The 15365-nt window shown below is 33.0% G+C and carries 17 protein-coding genes; all 17 read left to right on the plus strand.

The features are described 5' to 3' along the window. Nucleotides 1-46: 46 nt before the first annotated feature. The 17 genes from JI667_RS16715 (at nt 47) to JI667_RS16795 (ending at nt 15364) form a co-directional block, all read left to right on the plus strand. Entirely contained in the window at nt 47-676 is a 630-nt protein-coding gene (locus tag JI667_RS16715; RefSeq protein ID WP_206857241.1) for a sugar transferase, read from the plus strand. Further along, entirely contained in the window at nt 673-1608 is a 936-nt protein-coding gene (locus JI667_RS16720) for an SDR family oxidoreductase (protein WP_206857242.1), read from the plus strand. The genes JI667_RS16715 and JI667_RS16720 overlap by 4 nt, the downstream gene beginning before the upstream one ends. A 31-nt stretch (nt 1609-1639) precedes the next feature. After that, entirely contained in the window at nt 1640-2806 is a 1167-nt protein-coding gene (locus tag JI667_RS16725) for a glycosyltransferase family 4 protein (protein WP_244668363.1), read from the plus strand. A gap of 2 nt (nt 2807-2808) precedes the next feature. Next, nucleotides 2809-3990 (plus strand): CDP-glycerol glycerophosphotransferase family protein, encoded by a 1182-nt coding sequence (locus JI667_RS16730; RefSeq protein WP_206857243.1) that lies wholly within the window; start codon nt 2809-2811, stop codon nt 3988-3990. Nucleotides 3991-3999: 9 nt separating this feature from the next. Then, nucleotides 4000-4398, plus strand: coding sequence for a glycerol-3-phosphate cytidylyltransferase (tagD, locus tag JI667_RS16735; protein WP_206857244.1), 399 nt, complete (start codon nt 4000-4002; stop codon nt 4396-4398). A gap of 4 nt (nt 4399-4402) precedes the next feature. Then, nucleotides 4403-5518, plus strand: a complete 1116-nt coding sequence (locus JI667_RS16740) for a glycosyltransferase family 1 protein (protein ID WP_206857246.1) — start codon at nt 4403-4405, stop codon at nt 5516-5518. A gap of 2 nt (nt 5519-5520) precedes the next feature. Next, nucleotides 5521-6399: a glycosyltransferase family 2 protein gene (locus JI667_RS16745; protein ID WP_206857249.1), complete on the plus strand. Its 879-nt coding sequence runs from the start codon at nt 5521-5523 to the stop codon at nt 6397-6399. A 17-nt stretch (nt 6400-6416) separates the two neighbouring features. Further along, nucleotides 6417-7715: an O-antigen ligase family protein gene (locus tag JI667_RS16750; protein WP_206857250.1), complete on the plus strand. Its 1299-nt coding sequence runs from the start codon at nt 6417-6419 to the stop codon at nt 7713-7715. A 42-nt stretch (nt 7716-7757) separates the two neighbouring features. After that, complete coding sequence (locus JI667_RS16755) at nt 7758-9053, plus strand: lipopolysaccharide biosynthesis protein (RefSeq protein ID WP_206857253.1); 1296 nt, start codon at nt 7758-7760, stop codon at nt 9051-9053. Between the two features lie 73 nt (nt 9054-9126). After that, on the plus strand, nt 9127-10149 hold the full coding sequence (gene galE / locus JI667_RS16760; protein WP_206857254.1) for a UDP-glucose 4-epimerase GalE: 1023 nt from the start codon (nt 9127-9129) through the stop codon (nt 10147-10149). 180 nt (nt 10150-10329) lie between these two features. Then, entirely contained in the window at nt 10330-12186 is a 1857-nt protein-coding gene (locus JI667_RS16765; RefSeq protein WP_206857256.1) for an N-6 DNA methylase, read from the plus strand. Nucleotides 12187-12223: 37 nt separating this feature from the next. Then, nucleotides 12224-12421: a hypothetical protein gene (locus tag JI667_RS16770; RefSeq protein ID WP_078429787.1), complete on the plus strand. Its 198-nt coding sequence runs from the start codon at nt 12224-12226 to the stop codon at nt 12419-12421. Nucleotides 12422-12639: 218 nt separating this feature from the next. After that, nucleotides 12640-12840, plus strand: coding sequence for a hypothetical protein (locus JI667_RS16775; RefSeq protein WP_206857257.1), 201 nt, complete (start codon nt 12640-12642; stop codon nt 12838-12840). Between the two features lie 340 nt (nt 12841-13180). Further along, nucleotides 13181-13612, plus strand: coding sequence for a sigma factor-like helix-turn-helix DNA-binding protein (locus JI667_RS16780; RefSeq protein ID WP_244668364.1), 432 nt, complete (start codon nt 13181-13183; stop codon nt 13610-13612). 75 nt (nt 13613-13687) lie between these two features. Continuing rightward, nucleotides 13688-13846, plus strand: a complete 159-nt coding sequence (locus JI667_RS16785; protein WP_169917358.1) for a hypothetical protein — start codon at nt 13688-13690, stop codon at nt 13844-13846. After that, on the plus strand, nt 13839-14180 hold the full coding sequence (locus tag JI667_RS16790; RefSeq protein ID WP_206857259.1) for an rRNA biogenesis protein rrp5: 342 nt from the start codon (nt 13839-13841) through the stop codon (nt 14178-14180). Before JI667_RS16785 ends, JI667_RS16790 begins: the two co-directional genes overlap by 8 nt. Nucleotides 14181-14200: 20 nt before the next feature. Next, nucleotides 14201-15364 (plus strand): DUF2800 domain-containing protein, encoded by a 1164-nt coding sequence (locus JI667_RS16795; protein WP_206857261.1) that lies wholly within the window; start codon nt 14201-14203, stop codon nt 15362-15364. The last annotated feature ends 1 nt before the right edge of the window (nt 15365 follow it).

Consider the following 15365-nt stretch of genomic DNA (forward strand, 5'->3'; position numbering starts at 1 on the left):
GTAAGTCCTAATCAACTAAAGAACAAATTTTAAGGAGTGTAGAAGGATGTATATGAAGGTTAAAAGATTGATAGATATTGTACTTTCTTTAATAGGACTTATTGTCTTATCACCCATTTTTTTAATTCTAATAATAGCTATTAAGATGGATTCAAGAGGCGCTGTTTTGTTTAAGCAAAAGCGTGTAGGCATCAACAAGACACATTTTAACATTTTGAAATTCCGTACCATGAGAATAGATACGCCGAATGACACCCCAACTCACTTATTAGGTAATCCAGAACAATATATCACAAAGATGGGTAAATTCCTGAGAAAAACTTCACTTGATGAGCTTCCGCAGATTTGGAATATATTTGTGGGACAGATGAGTATTATTGGGCCAAGACCAGCACTATGGAATCAGTATGATCTGATTACTGAACGGGATAAGTATGGTGCTAATGATGTACCACCTGGTTTAACTGGTTGGGCACAGATTAACGGGCGTGATGAGCTTCCTATTGAAGTTAAGGCTAAGTTGGATGGGGAGTATGTTGAGAAGATTAGCCTTTGGATGGATATTAAGTGTTTTTTTGGAACTATTATTAGTGTTGTTAAGAGTGACGGGGTCGTCGAAGGTGGTACTGGAGCAAAGAAGGAAGTGGCGAGTACTGAGGAGACTGGATCTTCATGAAAGTAAATAGTAATAGAGGTGTTAAAATGCTTTTAGTCACAGGGATCACTGGTCATACGGGAAGATATTTTTTACAAGAACTTATTAATAATAAATATGAAGGATCTATTCGCTGTATTGTTAGGGAAACATCTAATACTTCTCTCTTGGATAATAGCGGCTTAAATATAGAAAAAGTTGTAGGGGATTTAAATGATTCAGATTTTATTGACAGGATGATGGATGGCGTTGACACCGTAATGCACATTTACAATATACACCACTCACCAATGATAGTTCAATCTGCTATAAAAAATAAAGTGAATAGGACAATATTAGTTCACACCACAGGAATTTACTCGGAATTCAAGTATGCCTCAGAAGGGTATAAGAAAATAGAACAAAAGATTGAAGAATTAAAAAGTGATACGAAGTGTCTTACGAGTATTACAATTTTAAGGCCCTCCATGATATATGGAGACCTCTGTGATAGTAACATGAGTAAGTTTATTAAGATGGTAGATAAACTAAGAATCATGCCTGTTATCAGTGGTGGGAATAGTTTGATTCAACCAGTAAATGCCAGAGATTTAGGAAAGGCATTTTTTACTGTTTTAATGTCTCCGGAAGAAACTAATGGAAAATCATATGATTTATCAGGTGAAAGGCCAATTAAAATGATTGATACTTTTAAGTTAATAAGTAGAGAACTTAACAAAAAATCAGTCTATGTCAGCATTCCACTAAGTTTAGGGGTGTTGATGGCGAGAGTACTTAAAACATTAACATTGAGTAGAATTAATCTGATTGAAAAGGTACAAAGAATGGGCGAAGACAGAAGTTATTCACATGACAATGCAACTAGTGACTTTGCCTATACTCCTATGTCTTTTGAAGAAGGAATAAAAATTGAAGTTCGAGAGTATATTCAGGAATTCAAATTGAAGAAATAAGCAAAAATAAGTTTAATAGGGGTTCTCCAATATGAGTAAAAAGAATGAGGTTAAGGTCAAAAAGGCTTTAGTAGTAACTACGGTGGCATCAACTTTGGATCAATTTTGTATGAATGACATATCGATTTTACAGGAGACACATAAAGTTTATGTAGCTGCAAATTTTAAATTTGGTAACAACACATCTGAAGAAAGAGTTAAGGAATTTAAATCTGAACTACAAACAAAAAATATAGTTTTTTATGATATAAATATGAATAGAAACCCATTTAGCAAGGATAATTTGAAAGTGTATAAAGAAGTTAAAAAACTTATTGAAATAAATAGCTTTGATATTATTCATTGTCATACACCTGTAGCTGCTATGCTAGTAAGGTTAGCAGCTCGTAATGCTCGTAAAAATGGATCAAGTGTTGTATATACTGCTCATGGATTTCATTTTTATAAAGGAGCTCCTTATAAGAATTGGTTTCTTTTCTATCCGGTTGAGTGGTATTTAGCGAGATATACTGATGTACTCATAACAATCAACACAGAAGATTATGAAAGAGCAAAGAAATCTTTTAAAGCTAAAAGAATCAAATATATTCCAGGTATTGGAATAGATATTAAGAAATTTAATCAAAAAAAAGTTGATAAAATTGCGAAGCGTAATGAGATTGGTTTATCGAAAGATTCGTATGTTGTACTGTCGGTTGGGGAACTAAATAAGAATAAAAATCATGAAACAGTAATTAAAGCTATCGCAAAGTTAAACAATCCACATATTTATTATGTAATATGTGGACAAGGTGTGTTAGAAGATTATTTGATAAAAATGATAAAAGAGTTAGAAATAGAAAAGCAAGTAGTCTTACTAGGATTCCGAAAAGATATAGCTGAGATTTGTAAAGTTGCCGATGTATTTGCTTTCCCATCATTTAGAGAGGGATTGTCAGTATCATTAATGGAGGCTATGGTATCGGGATTGCCTGTTGTATGTTCTGATATAAGAGGAAATTCAGATTTAATTAAGGATGAGCAAGGTGGATATTTAAAAAAGCCTACCGATGTTGATGGATTCGCCAATGCTCTTCAAGAAATATATATGAATAAAGTATATAGAGATTCCTTTGGAGAATTTAACAAACTTGCAATAGAGAAGTTTAAAATAGAAAATGTTATATCAAATATGAAGAATATATATTTAGAGGTGTAGTGTTGAAGAAATATTTAATGACAATAGTAAAGTTATTCAAGCCGTTATATACAATATATTATTGGATTGGCACACTTGCTTTGAGCATCATTAAGTATATTGTTAAACCAAAAGATAACCTAATTCTTTTCATAAGTTTTGGTGGAAAGAAATTTGATGATAGTCCAAGGGTTATATACGAGGCGATGATCAGGGATGAACGCTTTTCTGATTATGAACTAGTTTGGGCTTTCCACAATCCAAATGATTTTATAATACCGAGAGGCAGAGTAATCAAAACTGATTCTTTTAAGTATTATATAACTGCTTTAAAAGCAAGATGTTGGATAACAAATTCGAGAGTCGAACGCGGTTTGAATTTTAAGGGGAAAAATACTCTTTATTTTAATACATGGCATGGAACACCAATTAAAAAAATGGGAAACGATATATCTAACGGTAATAAATCTTTTAGCAGCAAGGATAAATGGAATGTTGATATAATGACATCTCAAAGTAAGTATGAAGCTGATATTTTTTCAAGAGTATTTAATATAGAAAGGGATAGGTTTTTACTGTGTGGATTGCCTAGGAATGATAGTTTAGCAGATTCCACTGAGGCAATGAAGAATAAAATGAAGAAAAAAATAGGATTACCCCTGGATAAAAAAGTTATCCTATATGCACCTACTTTTAGGGAATATGAGAGAGACGACAAGTTTAATTGTGTCTTAGTACCACCAATTGATTTTGATAAATGGAAAAAGAAAATTGGTGATGATTATGTGGTTTTACTTAGAGCACATTACGAAGTAGCAAAAGTATTAAATGTTGAATTTGACAGTGGATTTATATTCAACGTATCGGAATACCCAGTCCTAAATGATTTAATGACCGCTTCTGACATGTTGATTTCGGATTATTCCAGTATATATTTTGACTATTCAATATTAGATAGGCCAATGATTTGTTATGCATATGACTATGAAAAATATGTGGATAAACGTGGATTGTATTTTGATATTCGAGAGGAATTGCTAGGAGGAGCTATTACTGAGGATGAATTATTAGATTTAATTAGGAAATTACCATATGAAAAAGCTATGAATCTTGTAAGAAGTTTTCGAAGTACCTATGTTCAGAGTTACGGAAATGCGACAGGGGCTTCTTTAGATATTATTTTTAAAAATATAGAAAAGAATTGAGGGTTTGCAATGAAAAGGGTTATAACATACGGGACTTTTGATTTACTCCATTACGGTCATATTAATTTGTTATCAAGAGCAAAGGCTTTAGGTGATTATCTAGTTGTTGCATTATCAACTGATGAATTTAACAGTGAACAAAAGAGCAAGAACACTTATTTTAGTTATGAGGAGAGAAAAAAACTTTTAGAATCTATTAGATATGTAGATTTGGTTATACCCGAAAGAAATTGGGAACAAAAAATAACTGACGTTCAAGAATATAAAATTGATACCTTTGTTATGGGTAATGATTGGAAAGATGAATTTAATTTTCTTCAAGACTTTTGTGAAGTAGTTTATTTGGAAAGGACTCCTGAAATATCTACGACAAAAATAAAGGAAGACTTACTGATAAAAAAGGGGTAAGATGATGAGTCAACCAACGAGAGTACTTCATGTAGTTTGGAAAATGGACCGAGGCGGGGCAGAAACAATGATAATGAATCTGTACCGTAATATAGATAGAACAAAAGTTCAGTTTGACTTTATAGTACACACAGATCAAAAGTGTTCATATGATGATGAAATAATTGCTTTAGGCGGACGGATATATAACATCCCACGTTTTAATGGAATAAATATTATTAAATATCAAAATGCATGGAAAAGATTCTTTGATGACCATAGGGAATATAAACTTATTCATGGGCATCTTGGTAGTACAGCAGCAATATACCTATATATTGCTAAAAAGTATGGACTATATACGATAGCGCATAGTCATAATACGAATAATGAGATTACTTTAAAAGGTAAATTATATTCTCTCTTTGCATATCCAACAAGAAACATTGCTCATTATTTCTTTGGATGTTCACAGGATGCGGGGTTAGATCGTTTTGGTAAAAAGGTAGTTTATTCAAGTAATTTTAAAGTAATGAATAATGCTATTAAAGTGGAAGATTTTATTTTCTCTGGGCGTATGAGGGAAAAGAAACGTTTAGAATTTGATATGGGCAAGAAATTTGTTATTGGTCATATAGGGCGATTTAACACACAAAAAAACCATACTTTTCTAATTGATATTTTTAAAAAGATTCACGAAAAAAATGATAAAGCTATGCTTATGATGATTGGAGATGGAAATCTGCGTGATTCAATTGAAAGAAAAGTTAACTCTTTAGGTTTACAGGAAAGTGTAATATTCACTGGTGTAAGGCCGGATATTCAAGATTTATTGCAAGCCATTGATATTTTTGTCTTTCCATCTTTATTTGAGGGCTTAGGGATAGTTACCGTGGAAGCGCAGGCCTCTGGATTACGCTGTATTGTTGCAGATGTAATTCCTAATGAAGCTTATGTTACGAATTTAGTTGATGCAATCTCTTTGAGTAGCCCTATAGATACCTGGGCAAATGCTATTCTAAAGTATGCTAAAGGTTATGAAAGGAAAAATACTTACGAGGAAATTAAATCAAATGGGTATGATATCTGTGATACGGTTAATTGGCTAGAATCGTTTTATTTGAAAAAGATGGAGGAATAACTATGGTAAGAGATAAGAGGATAACTGTATTTACACCTACATTTAATCGTGCGTATATTTTAAGTCAATTATATGAAAGTCTAAAAAAACAGACTAACCAATCTTTCCTTTGGCTAATAGTAGATGATGGATCAACTGATAATACTAAAGAACTTATAGATATGTGGTTAGTAGAAAATATTATAGAAATTAGGTATTACAAACAAGAAAACGGTGGAAAACAGAGAGCGCACAATAAAGGTGTAGAGCTTTGCGACACAGAACTATTTATTTGTGTGGATTCAGATGATTATTTAACAGAAGATGCAGTTGAGTTACTAATTACTACCTGGGACAATATCCAAAACAAAGAGAATATTAGTGGAATAGTAGGATTGGCGGGGGAAAATAGAAGTACTCCAATAGGCACTAATATGCCAACAAATATTAAGAGTTCTACTTTGAACGATTTATATAATAGACATGGGTTTCGTGGTGATACAGCACTCCTTTATAAGACAGAAATTTTAAAACAATTTCCTTTTTATGTGGTTGAGGGTGAAAATTTTATAGGCGAAGGGTATGTATATCTGCAAATTGATCAGAACTATTCGTTATTTCTATTAGATAGGATAATTTATATATGTAAATATCTTGAGGATGGATATACAACAAACGTTAGGAGACTGATAAAAAATAATCCAAAAGGATACATGGTTCTGAACAAACAATCCACACTCCTTTCAAAAACAATTATGAACAGGTATAAAAATTCTATAAAATATATGATTGGTTGTATTTTAAGTAAAGAAAAGCATCCGATAAAGAATGCACCAGATAAAGGCTTAGCCTTATTAGCATATCCAGCTGCCATGTTATATTGTATTTTACATTATAGATAATTCAACTGGAGGAAAAAATGAAATATATATTAGCAATATTACTAAATATCTTCTTTGCTGTCTGTTATGAATATAGTATTCCTTCGTTGGTTGTTTTTCCTTTTACAGCTGCGCTTTTAATTGCGATTTATTATTACGCAACAAAGGAAAATTCAAAAGTAGGAGCGTTTTTGGAGTTGCTATGTTTTACTCTTCCTTTTGCTTGGAGAAGTATCTTTGGTACTAGCTTTTCTTCATTTAGCATATCTTGGTTTTATCTTGTTGGGTTTTCATTCTTAATTTTTTTAATGCTATCTAGGAAAGTAACAAAGGTTCGACTTAGCAAAGATAACGCATTGTCAATACAACTTATTATACTTTTAATGGGATTGGGTATTATCCCGCTCATTAAATCTTTTAACTTTGCCAATGGATTAACAGAATACATTATGTATGCTTTCTTTTATACCATTCTCTTTGCCACAATATTGCACGAAGGTAGCCTAACACAAAATAATAAATTTCTAGTATTAAAATCATTTACCTATATGGCACTTTATAGTGCTATTGCAATAAGTATTCAATTTGTCTTATCTCGATTTGGTATAAATATATTAAAAAATGAAATGTTTGGTAGTAATAACGTCAGATATGCTTATGCCTACATGTTTGAAGATATGAGTAGTGCCTCAATATTTCTAGTAGCTGGAGCAATGGTATGCCTTGTATATGGTAAAAGGATATTTAGATTTCCTTATTTAATTATGATAACTATTCTCATAGGAACTGCTTTATCATCTACCAGAACAGGGATAGTAGCATTTGGTTTTGTTGCAGTCTTATATATTATGATTAGTAGAAGTAGTAAGCATAAGATTTTGAAAATAATTTTCCTTTCCGGTGCTGCATATCTAGTGTTTAATTTGTATAGCATTATTCGACCAATGGATTCTTTATCAACAATTGTAACCTATGATAATGGGCGTTTTGATTTAATTACTAATTCAATTATGTTGTTTATGAGATACCCTATTTTTGGGACTGGATTTGATAGCACGGCATTTATAGAACTTACAAGCTCTCCTGTTGTTGGTCACACATATATTCTTACAGTTTTGACCATGACCGGGATAGTGTATACATTTGTTTTTACATTATTTCTTACTTTAGGGTTAAGTATAGCAAAAAAGAAACAAAATAATGAAGAGATTTGGATACTTATTCTAGCATTTGTAGGTTCATGTTTTATACCAAATCTAATGGGAGCAAGATTTCTTGTTATATTGTATGCAATTATATTTCTATCTTCCGATAATCGAAGGGTTCAATCAATTTAGTGTCATTGTACTCTCAGAAAAATCTTTAATGTTGAGGTAAATATGGTAAAAAAATTATTTTCTGTATATAGCAGTAATTTTTTTCTTGGAATATTAGGTATTATTACTGTTCCAATTTTATTAAAGAATATTGGTGTAGAAGGTTATGGTTACTATGGTATATATCTAACGTTATTATCATATTTTACTCTTTTTGAATTGGGTATTATTAAGCATTTTACTAAATTAATATCCCAGAAGAAAACTGAAGTAAATGAAATAATCAGTTGTTTTTATTACTTTACGGTTTCAATAATTTTGCTATTTATCCCAATTACTATACTGATTACCATTCTCTTGTTTGGAATTGGCTGGAAAACAGCGGTGCTTATAGGTGTAAGTGTATCCTTAGAATATATATTTTATTTACCCACAAAAATATATTCATCTTATTCAACAGCCAACAAAAACTTTGAACGAATAAGCTTGTTCAATTCTATATCGGGCCTAATTCGATATATTTTAATAATCTTGGGTGCAATAATAACACAAAATGTTTATATTGTTATTATCTTGCTAGCGATTAGAAGACTATTTGATATTAAGTTATCAAAAAAAGTAATGAGAGAAAAAATTCAAGTTTTTAATATTAAGAGTATTAATAAAACAAATCTTTTTAAGGTTTTTGGTTATTATAGAGAATCTATATATCTTTCAGGAACTCAAGTATTGCAAATAAACCTAAATGGTATGATTTCGTTTATTATCTCTAAATTCTATGGAGTTGAGGGATTGGGGATTTATAGAAGTACTTATGATGTATTGTCAAAAATATGGTTTTTTTCGAATGGTTTAGGACTAGTTATTTTTCCATACTTTGCAGGGCAATCAGTGGGATTAAATAAATACAAAAATTATACCTATATAAGTTGGGTTTTCTATACCTGTGTATATATTGCTTTTATAGTTTTGTTTCCATTTTTAAATAAATTTCTATTAAATGATACGTTAGAAAATAATGAAGATATATTTCTCTTTTTGTTTACCTTAATCTCTGTTCTTTTAGTAGCTCAAGGAAATTTAAGTTTTGAATTTTTACAGGCAAAAGGTAACTATAAATATCTAATGAAGGTATCATTTATAACAAATTTATCTTTTCTTACTTTAGCACTTATAGTTAATAACTATATACCGCATACCTATTCAGTGATAATATGCTGGATGTTAAGTTTAATTATACAGACAACAAGTTTTGAAAGGAATTCATTACAAGGAAATAAGCTTATTCTTTTCTTTTCATTATTATTAATAATAATTTGGATATTTATAGGTACAATACGCTTGGATCTACTTTTATAAGTGTTAGGTAACAGGCGTCACTCTTTATTATTAATTGTAGTAAACAATTAATTGAAAGGATGTACAACTTCTTATGAACATACTAGTAACCGGTGGTGCTGGATATATAGGATCGCATACCTGCGTCGCTCTATTAGAAGCAGGGCATTCAGTCATTATTGCTGATAATCTTTCTAATAGTAAGAGTGAGACTGTTATGAAGATCAGGGATATAGCTGATAAAGAAGTAACTTTTTACGAGATTGATGTAACAGATACAGAAGCTGTTGATATCATTTTTAGAAATTATAAGATTGACGGGGTTATTCATTTTGCTGGTCTTAAAGCGGTTGGCGAATCCGTAGAAAAACCACTAGAATATTATTACAATAACCTCGTAAGTACAATGGTTTTAACAAAAGCTTGTCGGAAATATGGTGTGAATAGGTTTGTCTTCAGTTCTTCAGCAACAGTGTATGGAGATAATAAAGTACCATTTGTAGAGACAATGGATCTTTTACCAACCACAAATCCTTACGGGGAAACAAAAGCCATGAGTGAGAGGATTCTAACTGAAATAGCTAAAGCCAATCCTGAATTTTCAGTTGCTCTCCTCAGGTATTTTAATCCTGTTGGTGCCCATGAGAGCGGCTTAATAGGCGAAGCGCCGAATGGTATTCCAAACAATCTTATGCCATATGTTACTCAAGTTGCTAAAGGTAGATTAGAGAAACTCCGAGTTTTTGGGAACGACTATCCAACAATAGATGGTACGGGAGTAAGAGATTATATACATGTGTTGGACCTGGCAGAAGGCCATGTTGCAGCGTTAGATAATCTTAAAGGAGGTGCCCATGTTTATAATTTGGGAACCGGTCAAGGTACCAGTGTATTAGAGTTGGTGAAAGCTTTTGAAGAAGCTAATGGTATTGAAGTTCCTTATGAAATTGTAGATCGTAGACCCGGAGATATTGCTTCATGCTATGCTGATGCTTCAAAAGCAAATAGAGAACTAGGCTGGACAGCCAAACGTGATATTATTGCCATGTGCAGAGATGCTTGGCAATTTGAAAAGAATTATAAAGTGTTAATAGAAGAAACTCAAATTTCCCACTAGGCTTTGAGCCTGGTGGGTTTATTTTTTTGTTAAGAAAAGAACATACGTTCCGTCATGGTGCGACGTTTTATGAGTGGTGGTTAATGAGGTATATAAATACCTGAAAAATGTGTTGACGGAAAAATATAACAAGTGCTATTATTATTTTAAGGTATTTACATACCTGAATAGGAGGGTGTTATGCATAACTTGAATGCTAGATATGAATCTATAATTAATTCTTGTTTTGAAGAACTACGTGGAACTTTTAGTCAGGAGCAGTCATTTTATATCATACTAGGAGTCGCCACAATTTCATGGATAAATATGAATGAAAGATATAATTCATCAAATTTAAGATATAGCAGGTTTCTAAATGAATACAGTTCATTTATGTTTTTGCGGGATGAACTGAAATCGTTTGAACACCAATTTGAAGAATTTGATGGGATTTTAACTGGTTTGATGGACAAGGTATTTATTTACAAAGATAAATCTGAAAATAAAAAGCTTAAAAATATCTTTCATATCATTGAAGATGTTAAAGAAGAGGAAATCAGTAAGTTCATTAACAAGCTAACGTCAATCGGAACTAAAATGAGTGGATTTACAGAAACACCAGAGAGTATAAAAGAAATTATCCTAGGAATAGCTGATTTCGAAAGAATAAAAAGTTTTGCTGATTATTGTTCAGGTATGTCTGGAGTAGCAGTATATATATTTGAACAAAAGGAATCAGAATATCATAGAATAGACAGTGATTTGCATTATTACGGGGAAGAAATAAACACATCTAATTACTTAATTTCAAAATTGCTCATGATCGTTAATGGAATTGAAAATTATGAAATTAACAATAAAGATGTACTTAGTAGCGATGATGATAAAAACCGAGATTTGAAATTTGATTTTATTGTTTCAGACTTTCCGCAAGTTATGAACTATGATATCGACTTTAAAAGTAATGATTCAAGGTTTAAATATGGTGTGCCGTCCCGCAGCAGTGCAGATTGGGCATTTTGCCAAAATGTGATACACCATTTAAATGATAATGGTAAAGGTGTTGTTATTGGAACAAAAGGGACCTTGGTTAGAAGTAATGAAGGTCATATAAGAAGAGGCGTGTTGGAAGATGATCTAATAGAAAGTATTATCACTTTGCCCGACAATCTTTATGAAAAATCAAGTATTGGAACTGAGTTGATTATATTTAATAAAAATAAGGATGAAAATCGCAAAAAAAAAATTTTGCTCATCAACGCCAGTGAATACGGATATAGACTAAATAAAAATCAACATGCCATTAGCTTAGATGGAATTAACAAGGTACTAGAATATTATCATCTTGGAATTGAAGAGGGCCATTTTAGTATTTTTGTGGACTTGGAAAAAATAAAAGAATATAACTACACATTAAATCCGAGAGAATACTTAGACTTCGACGCTTTAAAAAACACATTTGAACGTTCTATTTCATTAAAAGAAGTAGCTGAGATTGTGAGAGGGGTTCAGGTGTCTAAAGGGGATTTCGAAAGATTATCAGAACATCCTACACATTATTTTCTAAATGTTAAGGATATTGATGATGGGAGAATTTATTATGATGATGCTTCAAGGCTTACTTATAAGAGAGACGATTGGCTAGGTAAATATGATATAAGACCTAATGATATCATCCTTACTTCTAAAGGATCAACAGTTAAAGTTGCGATTGTGGAAGATGATTGTGCTCAAACATTTATTAGTGGAAATTTAACAAGAATACGTGTCGACACTAGTAAATATGATCCTTATGTATTATATGAGTTCTTGCAAAGTGAGGTTGGGATTAAAATGATAGAGGGTCTACAAACGGGAACGACCATAAAACTATTAAATACATCTCAATTAGAAAGACTAGAAATACCAATGTTCGATATCGAATACATGAATGATATTGGCAATGATATAAAAAGAAATAAGATGGAATATGAGAGAACCATTAGCGAAGCAACCATGAGGTTTGAGGACAATAGAGAGGAACTAATGGGGCGATTAGGGTGGTCCATTTCGAAGTAACAATCTAAAATACGGATGAAATCGAAAGGAGAAAAATATGAAAGAAAAATCGATTCTTACAAGAGTAAATTGTCCAGCATGCAGCAACAAACTAATAGATAAAGGAATAGGTGCAAAAGGTCCAGTGCAGCCAAAGTGCTTTAAATGTAGAAGGGTATGGGAAGTAGATTTAGGCACAAATAAAATTAAGTTTATAAGTGGAAAACCTTTTATACCGAGACAAGAAGGAGCCTGAGTAGCTACCTTAAGGGCCGGATAACTGTTAGAAATGATCTAATGGTTATCCGGCTCTTTTTTTGTTTCTGTAAAAAATAGTTCGAAAGCAATTTTAGTATTGGCAAAGTTTTTTCACTTTTTAACACTATACAGAACATATGTTCTTATATAAAATGTAAATATGTAGTAGCAAATTAATAGATGTATTTTTGAACATCACAGTTGGGAGGAAATTAAATGAATATTAAATCTAATATTAGACGAGTTGAATGCCCTGTCTGCAGTAATAGACTTTTAGATAAGGTTGAAGGAGCGAAAGGTCAAGTTCAATCCAAATGCCAAAGATGTAAAAGGGTATGGGAAGTAGATTTAGATAAAAATGAATTTAAGTTATTAAGTGGAAAAGCTATACCGAGACGATATGGAGCCGGTGAATAATAAAGTCACCGAGCTACCTTAAGGGCCGGATACTATCGATTGTGATGATAGTATCCGGCCTTTTTTTATTTGCTATAAAAGTTCATACCACGATTATACCGAGCGAGGAATCAAAGGAATTACCCAGGCCGGATAGTCGCTTCTTGTTTCTTAGAAGTGATTAACCGGTTTTTGTGTTCCTTGGATTTTAAATATTCTGTACCGAGCAACGGAGTCGTGGTGAACTACCTAATGGCCGGACAATGGTTAATCCTGAGAATTATTCAGGAAAGCTATTGTCCGGTTATTTTTTGTCTCTTTTTTCCTGACGGCTCCTTGCCGGTCAAGGAGGAAAAAGAGAATGAGTAAGTTCATCTATATCGGCAAAGAGAAAGTGAAAGTAAGTGAAGAGATTTACAAAGAGTATTACAGAATGGATCGACGTGAACGTTACATGGAAAAGGATATTAAGGTAGGACGTATAGTTGTTAATCCAGAGGCGGAAAAGGTTGAATATATCCAAAGCAAAGAGGATTCAATCAATCGTTTGATGGATCAAGGTACAGATTTTAATGATGTCCAAATGATCGAGGATATTCTTTGTGATAAAGCAACTCTATTAATCTTGCAGGAAGCTATTGCGGAGCTAGATCGTGAGGAACAAAAGTTGATTGAGGATCTTTACTATAAAAATTTAACTACAAGAGCAATTGGAAAAGAAATAGGCGTCTCACACATGGCAGTAGTGAAACGTCATAAAAAGATTTTAGACAAACTGAAAAAGTTTTTTTGAAAATTTGGTTTCCAAACCACCTTTCCCGTTGGCTAATAAGTGAAGGGCATTATCTATGGCGAGGAGGTGAATGTGATGACAACTCAAGTAAAGCAACAAGGTGTTAATAAAGATATGCAGGAAGAGATGGTTGGTGTTCTTACGGCTATCAGTATTGTTTCTAAAAGGCTAGCTAATCGACTGAGCCAGCTTGATGAACAAAATGAGAAGAAAGGAGAAAAAGCAAATGAGTAAAACGAAACTTGCACTTGATGTAGTGACGGACTTACGAAATCTAGCAGGAAGTATTGAAACATTAGTATTTGCATTAGAAAGCAATCAAACAAACTCTGCGGCTCCAGTGGAGGAAAAAGAAACGAAGGAAAAAAAGGAATCAAAGAAACCAGCACACCCTCAGAAAGCTAAATTACCAACTTTGGAGGATGTCAGGGCAAAACTTGCAGCACTTTCTCAAGATGGAAAGCAGGTACAAGTGAAAGAGTTGATTACAAGTTTTGGAGCAAAAAAACTGAGTGATATTCCAGTGGAAAAGTATCCTGAACTAATAGAAGAAGCTGAAAAGCTTTAAAAGGAGGTTGCTACTATTCTATGAATCATTCAGAAAGAGCTCATGCTAGTTTAAGTGCTTCCGGTGCCAGTCGTTGGTTAGCTTGTCCACCAAGTGTTCGGTTGTCAGAGCAATACGAAGAAACAACAAGCATTTTTGCCAAAGAGGGCACATTCATGCATGAGCTGTCAGAACTTTATTTGTCTTATGAATTAAAAAAGATGACAAAAGCTCAGTTGAATAAAAAGCTGAAGCAGATGAAACAAAATGAATTTTATAACACAGAAATTGAACAAGCTGTAAAAAACTATGTAGATGTTGTCACTGAAAAGATGAACGAGGCTAGGGCCTCTAGCAAGGATCCACTCATCCTTATTGAGGAAAGGGTAGATTTTAGTCCCTATGTTCCAGATGGATTCGGAACCGGGGACGTAATACTGATTTATGATGATAGATTAGAAGTTATTGACCTTAAGGGTGGAAAGGGTGTCAAAGTTTCGGCGGTGGAAAATCCACAGATGCGACTATACGCTTTGGGTGCAATAAACAACTTTGGTGTACTCTATGATACTCAGAAAATACTAATGACCATTGTGCAACCAAGATTAGACAATATCTCCACTGACGAAATGCATGTGGATGAACTATTGGAATGGGCAGAAAAAATTGTTAAGCCCAAGGCGGAGTTAGCATTTAAGGGTGAAGGTGACTTCATGGCCGGCGAGCATTGCCGTTTTTGTAAGGTTAAGGCGACTTGCAGAGCTAGGGCAGAAGAAAACCTGAAACTTGCTTGCATGGATTTTCAGAAACCTCCGTTACTGACAGATGATGAAGTAGTGGAAGTGTTAACTTCTTTTGATCAGTTGTTGAGCTGGGCAAAAGATGTACAAGAATATGCATTTGCTATGGCGATGAATGAAAACAAGCAATGGCCAGGGATGAAACTGGTCGAGGGTAGAGGTAGCCGTAAGTATAGTGATGAAAATGCAGTAGTTGAGGCACTTACTGCTGCAGGATATGACAGTGATGTGGTTTATAAGAAATCACTCAATACGATTACTACTCTAGAAAAAGAGTTAGGTAAAAAAGCATTTCAGGAGTTGCTAGGGTCGCTTATTACAAAAGCACCGGGCAAGGTCAAGCTCGTACCAGATGAGGACAAGCGACCAGAAATAAAAGCTTCACCTGAAGCAGATTTTCAATAAT

Source organism: Bacillus sp. NTK074B, from assembly GCF_017303375.1.
GTDB lineage: Bacteria > Bacillota > Bacilli > Bacillales > Bacillaceae_B > Rossellomorea.

What these genes read in the sequence shown, in the direction of transcription:
- tagD (WP_206857244.1), top strand. Translation starts at nt 4,000, where the DNA reads ATGAAAAGGGTTATAACATACGGGACTTTTGATTTACTCCATTACGGT.
- JI667_RS16780 (WP_244668364.1), top strand. Translation starts at nt 13,181, where the DNA reads ATGAGTAAGTTCATCTATATCGGCAAAGAGAAAGTGAAAGTAAGTGAA.
- JI667_RS16740 (WP_206857246.1), top strand. Translation starts at nt 4,403, where the DNA reads ATGAGTCAACCAACGAGAGTACTTCATGTAGTTTGGAAAATGGACCGA.
- JI667_RS16720 (WP_206857242.1), top strand. Translation starts at nt 673, where the DNA reads ATGAAAGTAAATAGTAATAGAGGTGTTAAAATGCTTTTAGTCACAGGG.
- JI667_RS16725 (WP_244668363.1), top strand. Translation starts at nt 1,640, where the DNA reads ATGAGTAAAAAGAATGAGGTTAAGGTCAAAAAGGCTTTAGTAGTAACT.
- JI667_RS16750 (WP_206857250.1), top strand. Translation starts at nt 6,417, where the DNA reads ATGAAATATATATTAGCAATATTACTAAATATCTTCTTTGCTGTCTGT.
- JI667_RS16770 (WP_078429787.1), top strand. Translation starts at nt 12,224, where the DNA reads ATGAAAGAAAAATCGATTCTTACAAGAGTAAATTGTCCAGCATGCAGC.
- JI667_RS16775 (WP_206857257.1), top strand. Translation starts at nt 12,640, where the DNA reads ATGAATATTAAATCTAATATTAGACGAGTTGAATGCCCTGTCTGCAGT.
- JI667_RS16790 (WP_206857259.1), top strand. Translation starts at nt 13,839, where the DNA reads ATGAGTAAAACGAAACTTGCACTTGATGTAGTGACGGACTTACGAAAT.
- JI667_RS16785 (WP_169917358.1), top strand. Translation starts at nt 13,688, where the DNA reads ATGACAACTCAAGTAAAGCAACAAGGTGTTAATAAAGATATGCAGGAA.
- JI667_RS16795 (WP_206857261.1), top strand. Translation starts at nt 14,201, where the DNA reads ATGAATCATTCAGAAAGAGCTCATGCTAGTTTAAGTGCTTCCGGTGCC.
- JI667_RS16765 (WP_206857256.1), top strand. Translation starts at nt 10,330, where the DNA reads ATGCATAACTTGAATGCTAGATATGAATCTATAATTAATTCTTGTTTT.
- JI667_RS16755 (WP_206857253.1), top strand. Translation starts at nt 7,758, where the DNA reads ATGGTAAAAAAATTATTTTCTGTATATAGCAGTAATTTTTTTCTTGGA.
- JI667_RS16745 (WP_206857249.1), top strand. Translation starts at nt 5,521, where the DNA reads ATGGTAAGAGATAAGAGGATAACTGTATTTACACCTACATTTAATCGT.
- galE (WP_206857254.1), top strand. Translation starts at nt 9,127, where the DNA reads ATGAACATACTAGTAACCGGTGGTGCTGGATATATAGGATCGCATACC.
- JI667_RS16715 (WP_206857241.1), top strand. Translation starts at nt 47, where the DNA reads ATGTATATGAAGGTTAAAAGATTGATAGATATTGTACTTTCTTTAATA.